The 21,994-nt window shown below is 74.9% G+C and carries 18 protein-coding genes; 10 read left to right on the forward strand and 8 right to left on the reverse strand.

Going from position 1 to position 21,994, the window contains the following annotated elements; genetic code table 11:
• The first annotated feature begins 3 nt into the window (after positions 1 to 3).
• Both GA0070622_RS07330 and GA0070622_RS07335 read left to right on the forward strand, forming a co-directional pair.
• Positions 4 to 645, forward strand: a complete 642-nt coding sequence (locus tag GA0070622_RS07330) for an SIMPL domain-containing protein (RefSeq protein WP_091570694.1) — start codon at positions 4 to 6, stop codon at positions 643 to 645.
• Positions 645 to 1,292, forward strand: coding sequence for a nucleoside/nucleotide kinase family protein (locus GA0070622_RS07335; RefSeq protein ID WP_091570699.1), 648 nt, complete (start codon positions 645 to 647; stop codon positions 1,290 to 1,292). Before GA0070622_RS07330 ends, GA0070622_RS07335 begins: the two co-directional genes overlap by 1 nt.
• Here the strand turns inward: GA0070622_RS07335 and GA0070622_RS07340 are convergent.
• From GA0070622_RS07340 to dapD, 3 genes are all read right to left on the reverse strand, one after another.
• Positions 1,269 to 3,857: a hypothetical protein gene (locus GA0070622_RS07340; RefSeq protein WP_091570703.1), complete on the reverse strand. Its 2,589-nt coding sequence runs from the start codon at positions 3,855 to 3,857 to the stop codon at positions 1,269 to 1,271. The two genes, GA0070622_RS07335 and GA0070622_RS07340, sit on opposite strands and share 24 nt — an antisense overlap.
• Positions 3,858 to 3,943: 86 nt before the next feature.
• Positions 3,944 to 4,510 (reverse strand): sugar O-acetyltransferase, encoded by a 567-nt coding sequence (locus GA0070622_RS07345; protein ID WP_091570706.1) that lies wholly within the window; start codon positions 4,508 to 4,510, stop codon positions 3,944 to 3,946.
• A gap of 134 nt (positions 4,511 to 4,644) precedes the next feature.
• Positions 4,645 to 5,604, reverse strand: a complete 960-nt coding sequence (dapD, locus tag GA0070622_RS07350) for a 2,3,4,5-tetrahydropyridine-2,6-dicarboxylate N-succinyltransferase (RefSeq protein WP_091570708.1) — start codon at positions 5,602 to 5,604, stop codon at positions 4,645 to 4,647.
• Positions 5,605 to 5,707: 103 nt separating this feature from the next.
• Between dapD and dapE the strand changes: the two genes are divergently transcribed.
• On the forward strand, positions 5,708 to 6,781 hold the full coding sequence (gene dapE, locus GA0070622_RS07355) for a succinyl-diaminopimelate desuccinylase (protein WP_091570712.1): 1,074 nt from the start codon (positions 5,708 to 5,710) through the stop codon (positions 6,779 to 6,781).
• Between the two features lie 44 nt (positions 6,782 to 6,825).
• Here the strand turns inward: dapE and GA0070622_RS32445 are convergent, their stop codons facing one another.
• A complete protein-coding gene (locus GA0070622_RS32445) occupies positions 6,826 to 6,987 on the reverse strand; it encodes a hypothetical protein (RefSeq protein ID WP_172967923.1) in 162 nt (53 codons plus the stop codon).
• 156 nt (positions 6,988 to 7,143) lie between these two features.
• On the opposite strand from GA0070622_RS32445, the gene GA0070622_RS07360 reads away from it, so the two are divergent.
• The 7 genes from GA0070622_RS07360 (at position 7,144) to GA0070622_RS32450 (ending at position 18,451) form a co-directional block, all read left to right on the forward strand.
• Positions 7,144 to 8,010, forward strand: coding sequence for an LOG family protein (locus GA0070622_RS07360; protein ID WP_091570715.1), 867 nt, complete (start codon positions 7,144 to 7,146; stop codon positions 8,008 to 8,010).
• A 1-nt stretch (position 8,011) separates the two neighbouring features.
• A complete protein-coding gene (locus GA0070622_RS07365) occupies positions 8,012 to 8,557 on the forward strand; it encodes an LOG family protein (protein WP_091570718.1) in 546 nt (181 codons plus the stop codon).
• A 521-nt stretch (positions 8,558 to 9,078) separates the two neighbouring features.
• Entirely contained in the window at positions 9,079 to 12,750 is a 3,672-nt protein-coding gene (locus GA0070622_RS07370; RefSeq protein ID WP_091570723.1) for an ATP-dependent helicase, read from the forward strand.
• Complete coding sequence (locus GA0070622_RS07375) at positions 12,747 to 16,181, forward strand: ATP-dependent helicase (protein WP_091570728.1); 3,435 nt, start codon at positions 12,747 to 12,749, stop codon at positions 16,179 to 16,181. Before GA0070622_RS07370 ends, GA0070622_RS07375 begins: the two co-directional genes overlap by 4 nt.
• Before the next feature lie 229 nt (positions 16,182 to 16,410).
• Positions 16,411 to 16,614, forward strand: a complete 204-nt coding sequence (gene cspE, locus GA0070622_RS07380; RefSeq protein ID WP_013288421.1) for a transcription antiterminator/RNA stability regulator CspE — start codon at positions 16,411 to 16,413, stop codon at positions 16,612 to 16,614.
• 213 nt (positions 16,615 to 16,827) lie between these two features.
• Complete coding sequence (locus GA0070622_RS07385; RefSeq protein ID WP_245666141.1) at positions 16,828 to 18,087, forward strand: DEAD/DEAH box helicase; 1,260 nt, start codon at positions 16,828 to 16,830, stop codon at positions 18,085 to 18,087.
• A 199-nt stretch (positions 18,088 to 18,286) separates the two neighbouring features.
• On the forward strand, positions 18,287 to 18,451 hold the full coding sequence (locus GA0070622_RS32450; RefSeq protein ID WP_172967924.1) for a hypothetical protein: 165 nt from the start codon (positions 18,287 to 18,289) through the stop codon (positions 18,449 to 18,451).
• Between the two features lie 285 nt (positions 18,452 to 18,736).
• Here the strand turns inward: GA0070622_RS32450 and GA0070622_RS07390 are convergent, their stop codons facing one another.
• Genes GA0070622_RS07390 through GA0070622_RS07405 form a run of 4 tightly spaced genes read right to left on the reverse strand, consistent with a single transcriptional unit; the run spans position 18,737 to position 21,923 of the window.
• Positions 18,737 to 19,207 (reverse strand): RrF2 family transcriptional regulator, encoded by a 471-nt coding sequence (locus GA0070622_RS07390; protein WP_091570732.1) that lies wholly within the window; start codon positions 19,205 to 19,207, stop codon positions 18,737 to 18,739.
• Between the two features lie 4 nt (positions 19,208 to 19,211).
• The gene (locus GA0070622_RS07395; RefSeq protein ID WP_091570736.1) at positions 19,212 to 20,096 is read right to left on the reverse strand and encodes an ABC transporter permease; all 885 of its coding nucleotides are present in this window, start codon (positions 20,094 to 20,096) and stop codon (positions 19,212 to 19,214) included.
• Positions 20,086 to 20,865, reverse strand: coding sequence for an ABC transporter ATP-binding protein (locus GA0070622_RS07400; protein WP_091570741.1), 780 nt, complete (start codon positions 20,863 to 20,865; stop codon positions 20,086 to 20,088). Before GA0070622_RS07400 ends, GA0070622_RS07395 begins: the two co-directional genes overlap by 11 nt.
• A complete protein-coding gene (locus tag GA0070622_RS07405) occupies positions 20,862 to 21,923 on the reverse strand; it encodes an ABC transporter substrate-binding protein (protein WP_091570745.1) in 1,062 nt (353 codons plus the stop codon). Before GA0070622_RS07405 ends, GA0070622_RS07400 begins: the two co-directional genes overlap by 4 nt.
• Between the last annotated feature and the right edge of the window lie 71 nt (positions 21,924 to 21,994).

A 21,994-nucleotide genomic window follows, 5' to 3' on the forward strand; every position in this document is an offset into this window, starting at 1 on the left:
GGCATGGCGGACGCACCGGTCGTGGCGGTACGCGGCGAGGCGTACCGGGAGGTGGCCCCCGAGCTGGCCCGGTTCACGGTGACCGCGGTCGCGCGGGACCGCGACCGGGAGACCACGCTGACCCGTCTCGCCGAACGGGCCGCCGCGGTGCGCGCGCTGCTCGACGCCGCCGGGCCGACCGTGGAACGGCGGGAGACCGGCCAGGTCCGGGTCTGGCCGGTGACGAAGCGCTCCGGCGAGCGGGTGGTGGCCTACCAGGGCAGCGTGAGCACCACGGTCACGGTCACCGACTTCACCGCGCTGGGCGAGCTGATGCTGCGCCTGGCCGACCAGGAGCAGGTCGAGGTGGCCGGTCCGGTGTGGTCCCTGCGGCCGGACAGCCCGGCCCACCGGGAGGCGCGGCACGCCGCGATCGCCGACGCGCTGGTCCGCGCCCGGGAGTACGCGGAGGCGCTCGGCGCCCGGGTGACCGCCCTGCGGGAGCTGGCCGACACCGGTCTGACCGCCGCGCCGCCGATGCTGGCGAAGGCCGCGTTCGCCCGGTCCGGCGACTCCGCTCCGGAGCTGGAGCTGGACCCGGCCCCACAGCCGGTGCAGGCGGCGGTCGAGGCGCGGTTCACCATCAGCGAGCCGGTGCTCGACTGATGCCGCCGGCCCAGGTGCTCCCGCTCCGCGAGCTGGTCGCCCGCGCCCGGGCGCTGGCCGAGGACGGCCCCCGGCAGTTGCTCGGCATCGCCGGCGCGCCCGGGGTAGGGAAGTCCACGCTGGCGGAACGGATCGTGGCCGAGGTCGGTCCGACCGCCCGACTGGTGCCGATGGACGGCTTCCACCTGGCCGGGTCGGCACTGGCCCGGCTCGGGCGCGCGGCGCGCAAGGGCGCGCCGGACACGTTCGACGTCAACGGTTTCGTGGCCACGCTGCGCCGGTTGCGCCGGCTGGAGCCGACGTCGGTGTGGGCGCCGGAGTTCCGCCGCGACCTGGAGGAGCCGGTCGCCGGTGCGATCGAGGTGCCGCCCGAGGTGCGCCTGGTGGTCACCGAGGGCAACTATCTGCTGCTGCGCGACGACCCGTGGGAGGAGGTGCGTTCGCTGCTGCACCAGGCGTGGTTCCTCGACCTGGACGCCGAGCTGCGGCTGCGCCGGCTCACCGCCCGCCACGAGGCGTACGGGAAGTCGCCGGAGCAGGCACGCGCCTGGGCGCTCGGCAGCGACGAGGAGAACGCCCGGCTGGTGGCCGGCACGGCGGGGCAGGCCGACCTGGTGGTCCGGCTAGCCGATCCGTTGCCGGGGTGACGGCACGGTCCGGCGCAGCAGCCGGGCCACCACGGCCCGCTCGCGGGCGAACTCGACCGCCTCGGGATATCCGCTGTGGCTGCGGATCGGCGGGTCGGCCACCTCGCCGCCGGAGGGGTGCAGCGCTTCCGGGTCGGTCACCGGCACGTCCCGCTGTCCGGCACTGACCGGCCAGCCGAGCGGGTCGGTGTTCCGCCAGAAGTTCGTCCAGGCGACGTGCCCGCCGGGCCAGGTGACCGCCCGGGCCAGCGTGCGCAGGCGCTCGGGCCCGAAGTAGGCCGGGAAGACCCGACCGTAGAGCCGGGTGAGCTGGCAGCCGTAGGAGAAGAACCAGGTTCGTCGCCGCCACCGGCGGGGCAGTTGGAGCAGCACCGCGGCGCAGATGACGGTGCCCTGGCTGTGACCGGAGAGGATCACGCCGTCCATCCGGTCGGGGTGGTGCGGCGGCAGTGCCAGCAGCCCGGCCACCCGGGTCTGGAGTTCCGGCACGGCGCGCTCGGCGTAGCTCGGCGGGGCGAGCGGGTGCGCGGCCCGGGGCCAGAACGTGCACACGTCCCAGACCACGCCGACCGAGCGGCGCACCGAGTCGGTGCGGTAGACCAGCAGCCCGAGCGCGCCCGTGATCACCGGCAGCCAGCCGAGCAGGGCGTCGCCCCGCTCGGCGGCCCAGTGGATCGCGGTCTGCCAGCCGGCGGGGGAGAGCGGGCTGGGCCGGTGGCCGGAGAGCGCCGCGGCGCAGCAGAGGGTGACCAGCACCGCGGAGACGGTGGCGTAGCAGCCCACCAGCCGGACCGCGTGCTCGCCGACGAGCCGGTGCAGCGCCCGGTAGGTGCTGACGTCACGGCACCGGCGCAGGTCGTGGGCGGAGAGGCCGCCGGCGGCGGTCAGCCGGGCGTACTCGGCGCGGCGCAGGCGGTGCAGCAGGACCGCGACCCGCACCAGCAGCGCGAGCAGTGCGAGCAGGCCGATCACGCAGGCCAGCCCGGCCCAGAAGACGGCGAGCGGGGGCACCACCCGGCTCGGCCCGCTCGGCTCGGCCCGCCCGTCGAGCCGGTCGCTGACCCAGTAGAGCAGCCCGGCGCAGTACGCCACGGCCATCATCCAGCCGAAACCCGCGATGACCGCCGGCGCGCAGCCGCGCCAGGCGAGATCGGTGTACGCCCCGAGCGGCTGGGTCGGCACGGCGGGCCGGAGGCGGGGCAGCACCAGGCCGGCGACGGCCAGCGCGACCACCGGGCCGACGAGCATCCAGGTGCGCGCTCCGTACGGCGCGGCGGGCAGACCGGGCAGGCCGCGCTCGATCCAGGCCGTCCCGACGGGCAGCAGCACGGCGCCGAGCACCGGTCCGAGCAGCGCGCGCCGACCGGAACGGTTCGTCGCGGCGATGGCCACCAGCAGCAGCACCTGGTAGGTGACGAGCCAGGCGACCGCGGTGTCGTACCCGGGCAGCGACCGATCGGTGCGGCACCCGGTCAGGTCGGGTTGCGCGACGCACCCGAGCGGCGGGCGGTAGGTCGACAGCGGCTGACCGGCCGGACCGTCCGGGAGCAACAGCAGGGCGAACGTGCCGGCCAGACCGAGCAGGGTGAGCCCGGCCACCGCCGCGCTCCACCGGCCGAGCGGGGTCGCGCCCTGGCGTCGGCTGAGCCAGGGGCGACCCACCGCGACCACCGCGATCGCCACCACGGCGACCAGCAGCGCCACCGTCGACCAGGCGACCGCGGCCCGTACGCCGCGCGGCGGGTCCATGATCATTACGGCGGCCACCGGTACGGCGGCGGCCACCACCGCCCCGGTGCACAGGTGCAGCACGGCGGCCCGGCGCAGCTGGCCCTCCCCGTTCCAGAACGTCGGGTCCTGCAACGGGTTCTCCGGGAGTTCCGGCGGTTCCGGTCGCTCGACCGGCTGACCGCCGTCCTCCGGCGCGACCGGGCGGTGGCGGGGCTCCGCCGGCATCTGCGCCTCGTACTGGTAGGTGCGCCAGGCGACCAGCCCGATCGCGCCGACCACGAGCAGCGGCAGCAACAGCCCGAGGGCGAGCGCCCGGGTGCCCTGGCGCCACCACGGGTCGCCGAGGAACTCCCACGCCCCGGGGATCTGGCCGAGGCAGTCCCGTCCCACGCACTGCCAGCCGATGAGGTCCACCCCGACCCCGGTCACCGCGATCACCAGGGTGCAGGTCAGGCTCAGGCAGAACAGCCGGATGAGCCAGGCGGTGATGCCGGAGCGGCTGGCCCAGCGTTCCTGGTCCGGGTCCGGCGGGATGCCGGCGCGGGCGTGCAGGGCGACGTTGGCCAGCGCGAACGGCAGCAGGAGCGTCCACAGGGCCCGCTCGACGTCCCGCCGGGTCCGCGCGCCCGAGGTCAGCCGCCCCCAGCTGTACGCCTCGACCGTGACCGGGTCGTCCCGCTGGGCGGCGCTGGACCGGAAGAAGCCGGTCACCGGCCCGCCGGCGACCTGTTCCGGTTGCGGACCGTCACCGCCGGGCGTGGCCCGGAGGCCGAGCAGCTGATCGGGCGGGGTGTTGGACACCCCGTGCACCCGCAGCTCCAGCACCCGTTCCATCGCGCCTCCCCGGAGTGAACTCCTCACTACCCAGGGTGCATGCTCATTCCGGAATCCGCATCCGCAGGAGCGGTTGTTTTTGCAGCTCAGGCCGTTTTGTTGACGCTCCTGATCGGACGGGCGGGGTTACCCACCGCCACCACGTTCGCCGGCAGGTCCCGGGTCACCACCGCTCCGGCGCCCACCACGGTGTTCTCGCCGACGGTCACCCCGGCCAACACGATCACCCCGCCGCCGAGCCAGACGTTGTCACCGATGGTGATGGGTTCGGCGGCTTCCCACTTGGCCCGCCGGGCCTCCGGCTCCACCGGGTGGGTGGCGGTGAGCAGTTGCACGTTCGGTCCGATCTGGACGTCGGCGCCGATGGTGATCCGGGCGACGTCGAGGAAGACCGCGTTGAAGTTGACGAAGCTGCGCGGCCCGATGTGGGTCTGGAAGCCGTAGTCGCAGTGGAACGGCGGTCGCACCCAGGCGTCCTCGCCCAGCGAGCCGAGCAGGTCGCGCAGGGCGGCGAGTCGGCCCTCCGGGTCCTCCGCGGAGCTGCGATTGAAGCGTTCGGTGAGGCGTGCGGCGCGGTCCAGGTCGGCGATGATCGCGGGGTCGTCGGCGACGTACGGCTCGCCGGCGAGCATCCGGTCCCTCATGGCGGTCATCGGTGGATCATGCCCGGTCCGCCCGGCGGTGCGGTACCGGTTCGGCCGGATTGCCGACATCGGTGCATACCCGGTATGCGATGAACCGGACCGTCCGGGTCCGCGGTGGTGCCGTCGCGGACCCGGACGGGACCTCAGTCGTTGGCGTGCAGGGCGGCGTTCAGTTCGATGCCCCGGCCGGTGCGCGGCTTCGCCTCCAGCGCACCGGTCACCGAGTTGCGCCAGAACAGCAGCCCGTCGAGGCCGGACAGCTCGCGGGCCTTGACCACCCGCCCGTCCGGCAGGGTGATCTTCGAGGCGGCGGTGATGTAGCAACCCGCCTCCACCACGCAGTCGTCGCCGAGCGTGATGCCGACGCCGGCGTTCGCGCCGACCAGGCTGCGCTCGCCGATGCGCACCTTCTCCGTGCCGCCGCCGGAGAGCGTCCCCATGATCGAGGCGCCACCGCCGATGTCCGAGCCGTCGCCGACCACCACGCCCTGCACGATCCGACCCTCCACCATCGAGGTGCCCAGCGTGCCGGCGTTGAAGTTGACGAAGCCCTCGTGCATGACGGTGGTGCCGGCGGCCAGGTGCGCGCCGAGCCGGACCCGGTCCGCGTCGGCGATCCGCACCCCGGCGGGCACCACGTAGTCGGTCATCCGGGGGAACTTGTCCACCCCGTGGACGGCCAGGTGGCGGCCGGCGGCGCGCTCGATCACGCGCAGCTCGTCCACCCGCTCCGGCGGGCACGGCCCCGCCGAGGTCCAGGCCACGTTGGCCAGCTTGCCGAAGATGCCGTCGAGGTTCAGCTCGTTGGGCCGCACCAGGCGGTGGGAGAGCAGGTGCAACCGCAGGTACGCGTCGGCGGCGTCCTTGATCGGGTCGTCCAGCGAGCCGATCACCGTGGTCACCTCGACCGTGCGCAGCCCGGGCAGCGCCCGCTCGCCGATCGCGCCCGGAGGCAGGTCGAGCACGTCGGCCTGGTCCTCCCCGGGCACCAGCGGAAGCTCGCCGAGGCCCAGCTTGCCGGTCGGGTACCAGGTGTCGAGCACCTGGTCGTCGGCTGTCACGGTGGCCAGGCCGATGCCCCACGCGGATGGTGCGGACGTCACGATGTCACCCTCTCGTCAAGGCGGCGGCGTCCGCCGCTGCTCGCGGCCGCGGGCGCGGAACGTGTGCCTCGCGCCCACCGAGGATGACGGTACCGTGCGAGACATGCAGAACCCGTTGACCCCCGAGGTCCTGGCCGATCCGGTGGCGCTCACCCGTGCCCTGGTCGACATCGAGTCGGTCTCCCTCAACGAGAAGGCGATCGCCGACTGCGTCGAGGAGGTGCTGCGGGGCGTACCGCACCTGACCACCTACCGGCACTCGAACACCGTCATGGCCCGCACCGACCTGGGCCGGGCCCAGCGCGTGGTGCTCGCCGGCCACCTGGACACCGTCCCGCTCAACGGCAACTTCCCGTCGACCATGCGCGGCGACCTGATGTACGGCTGCGGCACCTCCGACATGAAGTCCGGGGTGGCGTTCGCGCTGCACCTGGCGGTGACGCTGCCCGACCCGCGCTACGACGTCACCTACTTCTTCTACGAGGCCGAGGAGATCGAGTCGCGCTACAACGGCCTCACCCTGGTCGGGCAGACCCACCCCGAGTGGCTGCAGGCCGACTTCGCGGTGCTGCTGGAGCCCACGTACGGCATCGTCGAGGCGGGCTGCCAGGGCACGATGCGGGCGATCGTCACCACGCACGGCGAGCGGGCCCACGCGGCACGGTCCTGGCACGGGGTGAACGCCATCCACGGCGCCGGGGAGGTGCTGCGCCGGCTGACCGCGTACGAGGGTCGCCGGGTGACCATCGAGGGCTGCGACTACCGCGAGGGGCTCAACGCGGTGCGGATCACCGGTGGCGTGGCCGGCAACGTCATCCCCGACCACTGCGAGATCGAGATCAACTACCGGTACGCGCCGGACCGCGACCCGGCGGCGGCCGAGGCGCACCTGCGCGAGGTCTTCGTCGGTTTCGACCTGGCGGTCACCGACGCGGCGACCGGAGCCGCCCCCGGGCTGGAGAGCCCGGCGGCGCAGGAGTTCCTGGCGGCGGTCGGCGCCGCGCCGATCGGCAAGCTGGGCTGGACGGACGTGGCCCGCTTCGCGGCCATGGGCATCCCGGCGCTGAACTTCGGTCCCGGCGACCCCAACCTGGCCCACCACAAGGACGAGCACGTCGAGCTGACCAAGATCCGGGACGGCGCGGCCACCCTGCACCGCTGGCTCGCCCCGGCCTGACGTACGCGATCCGGGGCCCGCGCGTGGGCGCGGGCCCCGGACCGTCAGACGGTCGTGGTCAGCGGCGCGTCCGCCTCGCCGGCGTCACCGGCGAGATCGGAGCGGTGGGCCTCCATCATCCGGGTGCGGCGGCGCTCGGCCACCACGTCCCGGATCCGTCGCTGCATCTGTCGGCGGATCCGGATCATCTCGCTGTTGCTGATCAACGCTGGCTCCTCCCCCGAAGTCGCGTCGCCCGGGCATACCGGGTATGTGAATAGTAAGACGTACGGGCGACCGAATTAGTTGCCCGTGATCGCAAAGAATTTCTCGGGCTCGCCGGCCTCCGCGCCGCGTCGGCGGCGCTCCACTACGGTGGCCCCATGAGCGAGAGCAGCGGGAGGCCGGCTGAGCGGGGGCCGCGAGGGGAGCGGCACCGGGGAGCGGTCACGTTGCGCAACCGGGCGATCCCGACCAGCACCGCGGACCAGCGGCTGCTCGACTCCCGGGGGCGCAGCGACTGGAAGACCAAGGACGCCTGGCGGGCGCTGCGGATCCTGTCCGAGTTCGTCGAGGGGTTCGACACCCTCGCCGACCTGCCGCCCGCGGTCAGCGTCTTCGGCTCGGCGCGGAGCAAGCCGGACAGCCCGGAGTGCCGGCTGGCCGAGGAGCTGGGCGGTGCGCTGGCCCGGGCCGGCTACGCGGTGATCACCGGCGGCGGTCCGGGCGTGATGGAGGCCGCCAACCGGGGCGCCGGCGAGGCCGGCGGTCTCTCCGTCGGGCTCGGCATCGAGCTGCCGTTCGAACAGGGCCTCAACGACTGGGTCGACCTGGCCATCGACTTCCGCTACTTCTTCGCCCGCAAGACCATGTTCGTCAAGTACGCCCAGGCGTTCGTGGTGCTGCCCGGCGGCTTCGGCACGATGGACGAGCTGTTCGAGGCGCTGACCCTGGTGCAGACCGGCAAGGTGACCCGGTTCCCGGTCGTGCTGATGGGCGCCGACTACTGGCGCGGCCTGCTCGACTGGCTGCGCGACAGCATGGCCGCCGAGGGCAAGATCGGCCCGAACGACCTGGACCTGATCTGCGTCACCGACGACGTCAACGAGGCGGTCCGACACATCGTCGAGGCCGAGGCGGTGCTCTCGGCCGAGCAGGAGGCGGTCCGCGAGGAGGCCGTGGCCCGGGTGGCCGCCGACCAGCGCGCCGCCGCCGACGCCGCCCCCGAGGGTCCGGCGGGGCAGCCCTGACATGGCCAACGTCTGCGTGTTCTGCGCGTCCTCCCGTACCCTCGACGACCGCTGGCTGGCGCTGGCCACCGAGACCGGCGCGGAGCTGGCCCGGCGGGGCCACACGCTGGTCAGTGGCGGCGGCTGCGTCGGCATGATGGGCGCCGTGACGGACGGCGCGCGCGCCGCCGGCGGTCGCACGGTCGGCGTCATCCCGCAGTCCCTGGTCGACCTGGAGGTCGCCGACCTGGCCGCCGACGAGCTGCTGGTCACCGACGGGATGGCCAGCCGCAAGACGCTGATGGTCGACAAGTCGGACGCGTTCGTCACGCTGCCCGGCGGCCTGGGCACGCTCGACGAGTTGTTCGAGGTCTGGACCACCGCCACCCTCGCCCTGCACGCCAAGCCGATGGTGCTGGTCGACGCCGACGGGTTCTACCGGCCGCTGCTCGACTGGCTCGGTTCGCTGGCCGACCGCCACTTCCTCAAGCCGGCCGGCATGGACCTGCTGATGGTCGCGGACAGCGTGCCCGCCGCCCTCGACCTGATCGACGCCCGCCTCACCTAGCGCCCTTCCCCGCGCCGTCGTGGGTGTGCGTGCCCGGCTCGCGCCGGCCTGCTCTACGCCGTCCCCGGCTCGTGCCCGTCCCGCCCTACGCCGTCCCGGGCTCGTGCCCGCACCGCCTCGTCCTCGGCGCGTGCCCCTGCCCCGCCCACGCCGCGCCGTCGCGCCCGCGCCGCCCCGCTGACACCCATACCGTTCCACTCACCTGCAGCGAAGCGGGCCGGTGGAACGTCATGGGTGTCTGCGAGCCCGTTTGACACCCATGCCGTCCCACTCGTGGCGTGCGGGCCGGGCGGGTGGAACGTCATGGGTGTCTGCGGCGGGCGGGATCCCGCTGCGGGCGGGCTTCGCGCGGGGTTCGAGGGACTGTTCGGGGTGCGGGAGGCCGGGAGCGACCGGCGCCCGGGGCACGCCGCGTCCACTGCCGGCCCGTGTGCCAACCGTTTCCGATGCCCGGGTGAGCTGCGGCGCGTGGGGTGGCGTCGGTTTCCGGGTGTCGTACCGGCGTGGTGGGATGTCGGGTGATGCAGGCGTACCGGTTGGTGCGCCGGCCCGGCGACGCGGGGGCGGGGGTCACCCACGACGCCGGGGCGGGGCAGGGGGTGAGCCGGTCCGACGGGCCGGCCGTGACGCAGCCGCGATCCGGGGGGTCGACGGGCGATGCCGCGCACCCCGCGCACGCCCGGGCCGGGGCCGACGCCGAGGTGGGGTCGGCCGGAGGTGTTCGCCGGCGGGTGGATCCGGTGCAGGCCGAGGTCGTCGCGCACACCGGCGGGCCGATGCTGGTCGTGGGCGGTCCCGGCACCGGGAAGACCGCCACCCTGGTCGAGGCGGTGGCCGCGCGGGTGGCCGAGGGCGTCGATCCGGAACGCGTCCTGGTGCTCACGTTCGGCCGGCGCGCCGCCACCGAGCTGCGCCACCGGATCGAGGCGCGGATCGCCGGCGACGGGCACCGGGTCCTGCGCGAGCCGCTGGTCCGGACCTTCCCGGCGTACGCCTTCGGGCTGCTCCGCCGGGCCGCCGCCGAGCGCGGTGAACCCTCGCCCCGGCTGCTCACCGGCCCGGAGCAGGATCTGATCATCCGGGAGCTGCTCGACGTGGTCGGCGAGGAGCCGGACGACGACCCGGTCGGCTGGCCGGAGGACCTGCGCCCGGCGCTGCGGACCCGGGCGTTCGCCCAGCAGCTCCGCGACCTGCTGATGCGGGCCGCGGAACGGGGCGTCGGCCCGGTCGAGCTGGCCCGGCTGGGCGAGAAGCTGGGCCGCGCCGACTGGCCGGCCGCCGCGCGCTTCCTGCGGGAGTACGTCGCCGTCCTCGCGCTGCGCGACGTGAGCAACCGGGGCTCGGTCGCGTACGACCCGGCGGAGCTGGTGCGGGCGGCCACCGGCATGCTGCTCGACGACCCGGAACTGCTCGCCGCCGAACGCCGCCGGCTGACCCACGTCTACGTGGACGAGCTGGCCGACACCGACCCGGCCCAGCTCGACCTGCTCGCCGTGGTGGCCGGCGGCGGCGCGCCCCTGGTCGCCTTCGCCGACCCCGACTCGTCCACCTACGCGTTCCGGGGCGCGGACCCGGCCGGGATCACCACGTTCCCGCACCGCTTCCGGACCGCCTCTGGCGCGCCGGCCGCCCAGGTCACGCTGACCACCTCCTACCGGGCCGGGCCGGAGCTGCTGGCGGCCACCGCCCGGCTGGCCCGCCGGCTGCGCGGCCCGGCGGCGCACCGGCGGCTGCGCCCGCTCCCGGACGCCCCGCCCGGCGCGGTCGAGGTACGCACGTTCCGCTCGGCCACCAGCGAGTCGGCCTGGCTGGCCCACGCGTTGCGCGAGGCGCACCTGCTCGACGGCGTGCCCTGGTCGCGGATGGCGGTGCTGGTCCGGTCGACCGGCCGGCAACTGCCGTCGCTGCGCCGGGCCCTGCACACCGCCGGCGTGCCCACCGTCGTGCACGGCGAGGACCTGCCGCTGCACCTCCAGCCGGCGGTGGCCCCGCTGCTGCTCCTGCTGCGGTGCGCGCTCGAACCCGACCGGCTGGACGAGGAGACGGCGGTCGCGTTGCTGCACTCGCCGCTGGGCGGGGCCGACCCGTTGGCCGAGCGGCGGCTGCGCCAGGGGTTGCGGGCGCTGGCGCTGGCCGGGGGCGACCGCCGTCCCTCGGGCGAGCTGCTGGTGGAGGCGCTGCGCGACCCGGCCGAGCTGGCCGCGATCGAGCGGCGCTGGGCGGCGCCCGCGCAGGCCGTGGCCCATCTGCTGGCGACCGCCCGGGAGGCCGCCGGCACCCCCGGCGCCACCGCCGAGGACGTGCTCTGGGCGGTGTGGCGGGAGAGCGGGCTGGCCGAGCGCTGGGCCGGGCAGATCACCCGGGGGCGGGCGGCCACCGGTGAGCACGAGACCGCCCAGCGCTGGCGGGCCGAGGCGGCCGACCGCGACCTGGACGCGGTGCTGGTGCTCTTCGACGCGGCGGCCCGGTTCACCGACCGCCTGCCCGGCGCGCGCACCGAGGTCTTCCTCGACCACGTGCTCGGGCAGGAGCTGCCGGCGGACACGCTGGCCGCCTCGGCCGACCGGGGCGAGGCGGTACGCCTGCTCACCGCGCACGCCGCGAAGGGCCTGGAGTGGGACCTGGTGGCCGTCGCCGGGGTGCAGGAGGGCGTCTGGCCGGACCTGCGGCTGCGCGGCAGCCTGCTCGGCTCGGAGCGTCTGGTCGACGTGCTCGCCGGCCGCGCCGACGGGGCCGGCCTGCGGGCCAGCCTGGTCGGGCAGACGTCGGCGTTGCTGGACGAGGAGCGGCGGCTGTTCCACGTGGCGGTCAGCCGGGCCCGGCGCCGGCTGCTGGTCACCGCGGTCGCCTCCGCGGCGGTCGGCGGCGACGACCACGAGGAGCAGCCCAGCCGGTTCCTGCACGAGCTGGCCGCGACCGACCCGCCCGCCACCGGCGCGGGCGGCACCACCCCGCCGGCCCCGAACACCGACGGCCCGAACGATGACGGCCCGAATGGTGACGGCCCGAACGGTGCGCGACCGGACGGTGACGGCCCGAACGGCGACGGCCCGGACGGCGCGCGACCGGACGGTGACGGCCCGAACGGCGACGGGCCGAGGGGCGCCGGCGGGCGCGGCAGGGGACAGCAGCCGGACGGGCCGGTGCCGCACGGCGACGAGCATCCGCAGGACGCGACGCCCGGCGTGCTCCCGGTGACGCTGCCGCCGCGCGGGCTCACCCTGTCCGCGTTGGTGGCGGAGCTGCGTACCGCGGTCACCGACCCGGCGGCGCCGATCAGCCGGCGGCACGCGGCGGCGGGCGAGCTGGCCCGGCTGGCCGCCGCCGGGGTGCCCGGCGCGCACCCGGAGGACTGGTGGGGGCTGCGCGGGCTCTCCGACGACCGGCCGCTGGTCGACGAGGGCGAGCCGGTGCGGGTCACGCCGTCGGCCATGGAGAGCGCGTTGCGGTGCAGCCTGCGCTGGCTGCTGGAGCGGCACGGCGGCAGCGGGCCGGCCAGCGCCGCGCAGGGCGTCGGCAACCTGGTCCACGCCGCCGCGATGCTGGCCGAGGACGCCAGCGTCGACCGGGAGGCTCTGCTGGAGTACGTGGCCGCCCGGTTCGACGCGATCGAGCTGGCCGCCCGGTGGATGGCCGGGCCGGAACGGCAGCGCGCCGAGGCGATGGTCGACAAGTTGCTGCGCTGGCTGGCCGGCAACCCGCGCCGGCTGCTCGCCATCGAGCACGAGTTCGCGGTCCGCCTCGACGACCCGTCCCGCCCGGTCGAGCTGACCGGCCGGGTGGACCGGCTGGAGGTCGACGCCGAGGGGCGGCTCGTGGTGATCGACCTGAAGACCGGCAAGTCGACGGCGGTCACCGAGCGGGAGGTCGCCGAGCATCCGCAGCTCGGGGCCTACCAGGCGGCCGTGGAGGCGGGCGGGTTCGCGGAGTTCGGCGGGGAGTCCGGCGGAGCCGCGCTGGTGCAGCTCGGCACCGGCGCCCGGGACGCCAAGGAGCAGGCCCAGGCCGCGGCCGGCGAAGGCCCCGAGGCCGGTTGGGCGACCGCGTTGGTCCGCCGCACCGCCGACACGATGGCCGCCTCGACATTCGCCGCCGTGGCCAACTCGAAGTGCCGGGTCTGCCCGGTACGCACCAGCTGCCCGGTCTCCGGCCAGGGCCGCCAGGTGGTCGAGCCGCCCCCGGAGAGCTCATGACGATCCAGCCGACGCTGTTCGGCGCCACCGCCACCCCGACGCCGCGCGCCGCCGACGCCGGGCCCCGCTACACACCTGTCGAGCTGGCCCGGCTGCTCCGGCTGCCGGCGCCCACCCGGGAGCAGGCGGCGATCATCGCGGCGCCGGTGGAACCGCTGCTGGTGGTCGCCGGCGCCGGTTCGGGCAAGACCGAGACGATGGCCGCCCGGGTGGTCTGGCTGGTCGCCAACTCCTACGTCCGCCCCGAGCACATCCTCGGGCTCACCTTCACCCGCAAGGCGGCCGGCGAGCTGGCGCACCGGGTGCGGACCCGGCTCGACCAGCTCGTCCGCCGGCTGGGCCGGCAGGGGCGGGACCCGCAGGACGACCCGCTCGCGGGCGAGCCGACCGTCTCCACCTACCACTCGTACGCCGGGCGGATCGTCACCGAGCACGGGCTGCGGGCCGGGTACGAGCCGACCACCCGGCTGCTCACCGAGGCGTCCCGCTGGCAGCTGGTCGACCTGCTGGTCCGCAACTACGACGGCGACATGTCCGAGGTGGACCGGATGCCGTCCACCATCACCGACGCGGTGCTCGCCCTCGCCGGCGAGCTGGACGAGCACCTGGTCGACCCGGACGAGCTGGCGGCCTGGACCGGCCGGTTCTTCGCCGAGGTGCAGTCGCGTCCCGGGCGGGTCTACGCCGACGTGCGCAAGGCGCTCCAGCTCCAGCAGACCCGGCTGAAGCTGCTGCCGCTGGTGCGCGCGTACGCCCGGCGCAAGGACGACTTCGAGGCGATGGACTTCGCCGACCAGCTGGCCCGGGCGGCCCGGGTGGCCCGCGACCACCCCGGCGTCGGCGTGATCGAGCGGGACCGGTTCCGGGTGGTGCTGCTCGACGAGTACCAGGACACCAGCCACGCCCAGGTGGTGCTGCTCAACGCGCTGTTCGGCGGCGGCCACCCGGTGACCGCGGTGGGCGACCCCTGCCAGTCCATCTACGGCTGGCGCGGGGCCAGCGCCGGCACGCTCGACCGGTTCCCCGGCGAGTTCGCCCGCGCCGACGGCACGCCCGCCGCCGTGCTCGGCCTCACCACGAGCTGGCGCAACCGGCCGGAGATCCTCGCGGTCGCCAACGCGCTCTCGGTGCCGTTGCGGGCCGCCGGCGCGCGGGTGCCGGAGCTGCACGCCGCGCTCAGCGTCCGCGACCCGATCCCGCACCGCACGCCGGGCGGGCAGGCCGCCGGCACCGTGCACTGCGCGCTCCTGGAGACGTACGCCGACGAGGCCGACTGGATCGCGGACAGCGTGCTGGCGGCCTGGCGGGGTGCGGCCGCGATGCCGGGCGCGCTGCCGGAGCACATCCCGGCCGACCGCCGGCCGACCACGGCGGTGCTGGTGCGGCTGCGCAGCCAGATCCCGGCGATCGAGGCGGCGCTGCGGGCCCGTGGTCTGCCCGTCGACGTGGTCGGCCTCGGCGGCCTGCTGGACACCCCGGAGGTACGGGACGTGGTCTGCACCCTGCGGGTGCTCGCCGACCCGACCGACGGGGCGGCGCTGCTGCGCCTGCTCACCGGCGCGCGCTGGCGGATCGGCCCGCGCGACCTGGTCGCCCTGCACCGGCGCGCCCGCGCGATCGCCCGGGGTCGCCGGGAGCTGACCGGCGACGACGGGCCGGAGATCACCGTGGACGCGCTGGACGAGGCGACGCTGGTCGAGGCGCTGGCCGACCTGGGGCCCGCGCAGGCGTACTCGGCGGAGGGCTTCGCCCGGCTGCGGTCGTACGGGATGGAGCTGGCGCTGCTGCGCTACCGGCTGGACCAGTCGCTGCCGGAGCTGATCGCGGACATCGAGCGCACGATCGGGCTGGACGTCGAGGTGGCGGTCCGGGCCGGCCGGGACGGCGCCGGCGACGCCGGGCTGGCCCGGGCCCACCTGGACGCGCTGGGCGACGTCGCGGCCCGGTTCAGCGGTGAGACGCCCGGCGCCACGCTCGCCGGTTTCCTCGCCTACCTGACCGCCGCCGAGGACGAGGAGCGCGGGCTGGCGCCGGGCGAGGTCGAGGTGGTGGCCGGCGCCGTGCAGGTGCTCACCGCGCACGCGGCGAAGGGCCTGGAGTGGGACGTGGTGGCGGTCGCCGGGATGACCCGGGGCGTCTGGCCGGGACCGGTCCGCAACTCCGACCACTGGCTGGGCGGGCTCGGGGTGCTGCCCTTCCCGCTGCGCGGCGACGCCGACGGGCTGCCCGAGCTGGGCCTGCCGGAGGCGGCGGACCAGCGCGGCGTGGCCCGGGCGGTGACCGACTTCACCGACGCCTGGCGGGCGCACGACGAGCGGGAGGAGCGCCGGCTGGCGTACGTGGCGGTGACCCGGCCCCGTCGGCTGCTGCTCTGTTCCGGCTACTGGTGGGGGGAGGGGACGAAGCGGTTCCGTGGCCCGTCGGTGTTCCTCCGCGAGATCTACGACGTCGGCCTGGCCGGCGTCGACGGGCACGTGGTCGACGCCTGGGCGCCGGAGCCGGCGGGGGACGCGGTCAACCCGACCACGGAGACGGTGCTGCGCGCCGAGTGGCCGGCCGACCCGCTCGGCGCCCGGCGGCCCGCGCTCACCGACGCGGCGGCGCTGGTCCGCCGTCACCTCGCCGACCCGGAGGCGGCCCGCCGCGAGGCCGCCCTGCTGGCCACGGTCGGTCCGGTCGCGACCCCGGCGGCCCCGCCCGACCCGGCGTCGCCCCCCGCCGACCCGGCGGGCGACGATCCGGAGGTGGCCCGCTGGCGGCGCGAGGCCGACCTGCTGCTCGCCGAGCGGGCCGAGCTGGCCCGCCGGGCCGAGGCGGTCGAGGTCGAGCTGCCCGGCCAGCTCTCGGTGACCCAGCTGGTGGCGTTGCGTCGCGACCCGGAGGCGCTGGCCCGTACGCTGCGCCGGCCGATGCCGAGCGAGCCCAACCCGTACGCCCGGCGTGGCACCGCCTTCCACGTCTGGCTGGAGCAGCGCTTCGGTGCCGACCGCCTGCTGGACGTCGACGAGCTGCCCGGCGCGGCCGACGACGACGCCGCCCCGGACGAGGCGCTCGCCGAGCTGCAGGAACGCTTCCTGGCCAGCGAGTGGGCCGACCGGGTGCCGCTGGAGGTCGAGGTGCCGTTCGCCACGGTGATCGCCGGTGTGGTGGTCCGGGGTCGGATGGACGCCGTCTTCGCCCGCCCGGGCGGGCGCTACGACGTGGTCGACTGGAAGACCGGCCGGCAGCCCGTCGGCCGGGAGGCGGACGCCGCGGCGGTGCAGCTGGCGGTCTACCGGCTGGCCTGGGCCGAACTGGCCGGGGTGCCGGTCGACCGGGTCGGCGCCGCCTTCCACTACGTCCGGGACTCCGCCACGGTCCGCCCGACCGACCTGCTCGACGCCGCCGGTCTGACCGCGCTGGTCGCCGACGTCCCGGAATTTTCCCGGTGATCTCCCCACCGGCCGAGATCCGTGATACGTTGTCCGGGTTGCAGTTTTGGTTTCCAGAGACTCTGTGTGCGCCTGGCGGATTGTGGCCCCAGGCGCTCTTTGTTGTGTCCGGAGTTCTCCGGGCGGGGCGACCAGCAGCGACAGGCACGCCGTGCGACCATCGCGCGGTGGGCTCCTCTCCGGCCCGCAACACGTGCGGGCCGACCGTTCCGTCAAGGAGACGAAACACATGGCAATTGGCACCGTCAAGTGGTTCAACGCTGACAAGGGCTTCGGCTTCATCACCCCGGACGACGGCGGCGCCGACGTCTTCGCCCACTTCTCGGCGATCCAGACCTCCGGCTACCGGAGCCTGGACGAGAACCAGCGGGTCGAGTTCGAGGTGACCCAGGGCCAGAAGGGCCCGCAGGCGGAGAACATCCGTCCGCTCTGATCTTCGGATCAACCGGCACCACCACCGCGCCCCGTCGGGCGTGGTGCACGGGCCGGCCCGCCGCGCCGCCCTCCCGTACGCGGGACGTGGCGCGCCGAGGCGGGCCGGCCCGTACCCTTTTCGGTTCGTGCTTGTGACCACCGGTGACGCCGGTGACGCGCCGGCTCCCGGCGCCCTTCCTCGACACGTGCCGCCTCGAGGAAGGCTTTCCGCATGACCGTGAGCACCACTGCGCCCACTTTCGCCGACACCGGCCTGGCCCCGGCGCTCGTCGCCGAGCTGACCCGGCAGGGCATCACCGCGCCGTTCCCGATCCAGTCCGCCACGCTGCCCGACTCGCTGGCCGGCCGGGACGTGCTCGGTCGCGGTCGCACCGGCTCCGGCAAGACGCTGGCGTTCGGGCTCCCGCTGCTGCACCGCACGGCCGGTCACCGGGCCCGCCCCGGCCGCCCGCTCGCCCTGGTCCTGGTGCCCACCCGGGAACTGGCCCAGCAGGTGACCGCCGCGCTCACCCCGTACGCGGGCGCGCTCAAGCTGCGCTGCGCCACCGTGGTCGGCGGGCTGTCCCTGACCCGCCAGGCGGACGCATTGCGCGCCGGCGCCGAAGTGCTGGTGGCGACGCCCGGCCGGCTGCACGACCTGATCGACCGGGGTGACGCCCGGCTGGACCAGGTGGCCGTCACCGTGCTGGACGAGGCCGACCAGATGGCCGACATGGGCTTCCTGCCGCAGGTGACGAAGCTGCTGGAGCAGGTCGCGCCGGGCGGGCAGCGGATGCTGTTCTCGGCCACCCTGGACCGGGGCGTGGACCGGCTGGTCCGGCGCTTCCTGACCGATCCGGTGACGCACTCGGTCGACCCGGGCACCGCCACGGTGACCGCGATGACCCACCACGTGCTGCACCTGGAGGCCGAGGACAAGCAGACCGCGCTGGCGCACATCGCCGCCCGCGAGGGCCGCACCATCGTGTTCATCGCCACCAAGCACCGCGCCGACCGGGTGGCCCGGCAGTTGCTTTCCAAGGGCGTACGCGCGGCGGCGCTGCACGGCGGCAAGTCGCAGCCGCAGCGCACCCGGATCCTGGAGCAGTTCCGCACCGGACTGGTCACCGCGCTGGTGGCCACCGACGTGGCCGCCCGGGGCATCCACGTGGACGGGCTGGACCTGGTGGTCAACGCCGACCCGCCGACCGAGGCGAAGGACTACCTGCACCGGGGCGGCCGGACCGCCCGCGCGGGGGAGTCGGGCACGGTGGTCACCCTGGTCCTGCCGGAGCAGCGTCGGGACGTCGCCCGACTGATGAGCACCGCCGGGATCAACCCGCAGACCACCCGGGTACGCGCCGGGGACGCGGAGCTGGGCCGGCTGACCGGGGCGCGGGAGCCCTCCGGCGTGCCGGTGACCATCACGCCGCCCGCCGCCGCGCACCCCGCCCCGGCGACCCGGCCCCGCCGCCGCCCGCGTCGCCGCTGACCGGCCGTTTTCCGGTGGCCCTCCCCGGCGTCGCCGACCGGTAGTTCGCCGGCGTCCCGGACCGGTCGCTCCGCGCTGCCCCGCTGAGTCGGGGATCAGCGGATGTTCAGTCGGGTGGCCGACTGTCCGATGCCGGCCGGGCGACGATGCTGGGTCCCGGGGCGGTCCGGGGGGACCAGCCGGATGTGGAGGGGCGGCCATGGCGGGTGACGCCGGCCCGGGCGGTGCCCGGGAGGTGCTGCTGGTGCTCGCGGTCGCGGGCGCCGGTCTGGCGCTCGCCGTGGTGGCCGCGTTCGGCCCGTGGCACCCGGCCGTGGACGGTCCCCAGGACCGTGGCGCGGCCCGCACGTTCAACCCAGGGTGATCCGCAGCGGCCAGCCAGGTCGTGGCATTGTTACGCAGTGTCACGTCCGCCGGCGACTGTTCGGTACAAACGGATATACCGCTGAGGCATAAATATGCCTCAGCGGTATATCGCCTCGGAGGGATGCCTTCTTCTGTGGGGCACTGACCACCGTCGAGCATCCCGGCCGGGCCGATCCGCGCCTGTCGACGAGATAGCGCGGCCACCGGCCACCGGTGCACCCGACCCGACCGCCCGGGGGCGTGAGCAGCCGGGCGGGGCCCCGGCACCGGGCCCCGCCCGGCGTCAGGGCGCCGGCGCGCGGTCCGCCAGCAGGTCCGCGAGCGTGGTCCGGTCCACCACCAGCGCGATCGCCCCGTCCACCGCCAGCCAGACGTCCCGCAGGCCGGTGGCCACGCCGTGGTAGCCGGTCCGGTCGGCCGGCATCCCCCGGACGCTGGTGAGCGCGCCCCCGACCGCGCGGAGCACGTCACCGACGCTGATCTCCGCCGGCGGCCGGGTCAGCGCGTATCCGCCCTCGGTGCCGCGATGGCTGTGCAGCAGCCCGGCCCGCCGCAGGTCGAGCAGGATCCCCTGGAGGAAGCTGAGCGGAATGTCCTGGCTGTCGGCCAGGCTCGCCGCCTTGACCAGCTCACCGCCGCCGGAACCCCCGTCGCCGGAACCCCAGCCGCCGGAACCCCCGTCGCCGGTGGACCCGGCGTCGGCGACGGCGAGCATGGCCCGGAGCGCGTAGTCGGCGCGCGCGGAGATGTACACGGCGTCAGTTGCCGGCCTGGTCCAGCACGCCCCAGCGGCGGCGGATCGCCTTGTCGGCCGCGCCGAACGCGGTGTCCACCAGCAGGCCCACCACCAGGATGACGATCATGATGGCCATCAGCCGGGGCGCCTCGCTCAGCTCACGGGCGTAGGTGAGCTGCGCGCCGATCGAGGTGCGGGTGGCGATGACGACCAGCAGCTCGCCGGCCATCAGGCTGCGCCAGGCGAACGCCCAACCCTGCTTGAGCCCGGCCACGATGGCGGGCAGCGCGGCCGGCGCGATCACGTACCGGTAGAGGTTGAGCCCCCGGGCGCCGAGGTTGCGACCGGCCCGGACCAGCAGCGGCGGCACGTAGTCCACGCCGTGGATGACGCCGTTGGCGACCGACGGCGCGGCGCCCAGCACCACCACGAAGAAGATCGCCTGCTCGCTGAGCTGGAACAACAGGATGGCCAAGGGGAACCAGGCGATCGACGGCATGGTCTGCAACGCGGTGATCATCGAGCCGAGCGCGGCGCGGAGCACCTTGACCCGGGCCACCCCGAGACCGAGCAGCAGACCGACCGCGACCGCCGCGGCGAACCCGACCGCCGCGCGCCGGGCGGTGGTGGCCAAGCCCTCCCAGAGCGCCGAGCTGAGCAGGTAGTCCCCGAGGTCGCCGAAGACCACCGCCGGGCCCGGTAGCGCCCACGGCTCCTTCCAGCCGCTCCAGACCACGGCCTGCCAGATGGCGATCGCCAGGGCCAGCGCGGCGAACTTGGGCCAGGTGGCCGACCACAGGCGGCGGACCCGGGACGGGCCCTTCTCCCGGCCGGCGATCTCCAGCGCGTCCAGACCGGAGATCTCCGCGTCGGTACGCGCCGAGGCGGCGAGGGTGTCACTGGCCATGGCGGCCCACCTCCTTGCGCAGCCGGTCGGTGACCTCGGCGGCGATGGCCGATACCTCCGGCGAGTCGATCCGCCGGGGCCGTGGCACGTCGACCCGGGTGGAGTAGATGATCCGGCCGGGCCGGCTGGACAGCAGCACGATCCGGTCGGCGAGCCGGGCCGCCTCGCGCACGTTGTGCGTGACGAACAGGACGGTGAGCTTGCGCTCGCCCCAGATCCGCTCCAACTCGTCGTGCAGGATGTCCCGGGTCATCGCGTCGAGCGCGCCGAACGGCTCGTCCATCAGCAGCACCGGCGTGTCCAGCGCGAGCGTGCGGGCCAGCGCGACCCGCTGCCGCATGCCGCCGGAGAGCTGGTGCGGACGCTTGCGGCCGAAGTCGGACAGGTGGACCGTGCGCAGCAGCTCGGCCACCCGCGCCCTGCGCTGGTCGCGGGGGAGCCCGCGCAGCTTCAGCGGCACCTCGACGTTGCCCTCGACGGTCGACCACGGGAACAGCGCCGGCTCCTGGAACATCAGGCCCGGGTTGACGCCCTCGCCCAGCTCGATCGTGCCGCCGCTGATCCGGTCCAGGCCGGCGACCAGGTTGAGCAGCGTGCTCTTGCCGCAGCCGGACGCGCCGACCAGACAGACGAACTCGCCGGGCGCCACGTCCAGCGACAGCCCGTCCAGCGCCAGGACGGCCTGCTCGCCCTGGCCGTACACCTTGGTCACGCCGCGCAGCGCGACCGAGCCGGTCGCGCTGCGCGGGGTCGTCGTGGTCGACGTCACGGCTGGGTGACCTCGGGCTTGCCCTGCGCCTTGAGCACCTCGTTGAGGTACGTCAGGTCGTAGAGGCCGTTCAGGTCGACCGGCTGGGTCAGCCCGACCGCGACGGCGTGGTCCAGGCCGGCCTTCAGCGAGGACGCGATCGGGTCGTTGGTGAACTCCAGCGTCGGCCAGGCCTGCTTGATCAGCTTGGTGTCCAGCGGCTTGCCGGTGATCTTGCCGATGTGGTCGGAGATCGCCTGCTGCGCCTCGTCCGGCTTGGTGTTGACGAACTCGTTCGCCGCGACCTGTCCCTCGACCAGCTTCTTCACCACGTCCGGGTGCGCCTTGAGGAACTTCGTGCTGACCAGCAGGTTGGTGATGACGAACTTCTTGTCCGGCCAGAGGTCGCGCTCGTCGACCAGCACCTTGCCGCCGGCGTTGACCAGGCGGGAGACGAACGGCTCCGGCACCCAGGCGCCGTCGATCGCGCCGCTGCCGAACGTCTCGACGGTCTGCGCGTTCTCCTGCGGGACGACCTTGACGTCGCCGCCGCCCTCCTTGGTGGTCTCCAGGCCCTTCTCCTTGAGCCAGTAGCGCAGCGCGACGTCCTGGGTGTTGCCGAGCTGCGGGGTGGCGATCTTCTTGCCGCGCAGCTGCTCCACCGAGGTGATGCCGGGCTTGACCACCAGCGCCACGCCGCCGGACGCGGCGCCGGAAACCACCCGGACCGCCTCGCCCTTGGACTTGGAGAAGGCGTTCACGGTCGGGTTCGGACCGATGTACGTGGCGTCGAGCGCGCCGGAGAAGACCGCCTCGATGGCCGCCGGGCCGGCGTTGAACGTCTTCGTCTCCAGCGTGACGTCGCCGCCCAGCTTCTCCTTGAAGATCCCCTTCTCCACGCCGACCACGGCGGGCGCGTGGGTGATGTTGGGGAAGTAGCCCAGGCGCAGCGTCACCGGGCCGGAGTCGCCCGCGGCGTCGCTGTCGTCGCCGCAGGCGGCGGTGGCGCCGAGCGTGGCCGCGCCGACCACGGCCAGGGTGGCCAGGGTGGCCAGGCGGCGCAGGGGGAGCCGTCTCATCACATGTCCAATCCGCAGTATTCCTATTTAGTTGGTAGGAAGAGTGGGGCAAGCGGCCGCCGCCGTCAAGA

The sequence above is a fragment of the Micromonospora sediminicola genome (assembly GCF_900089585.1).
Taxonomy (GTDB): domain Bacteria; phylum Actinomycetota; class Actinomycetes; order Mycobacteriales; family Micromonosporaceae; genus Micromonospora; species Micromonospora sediminicola.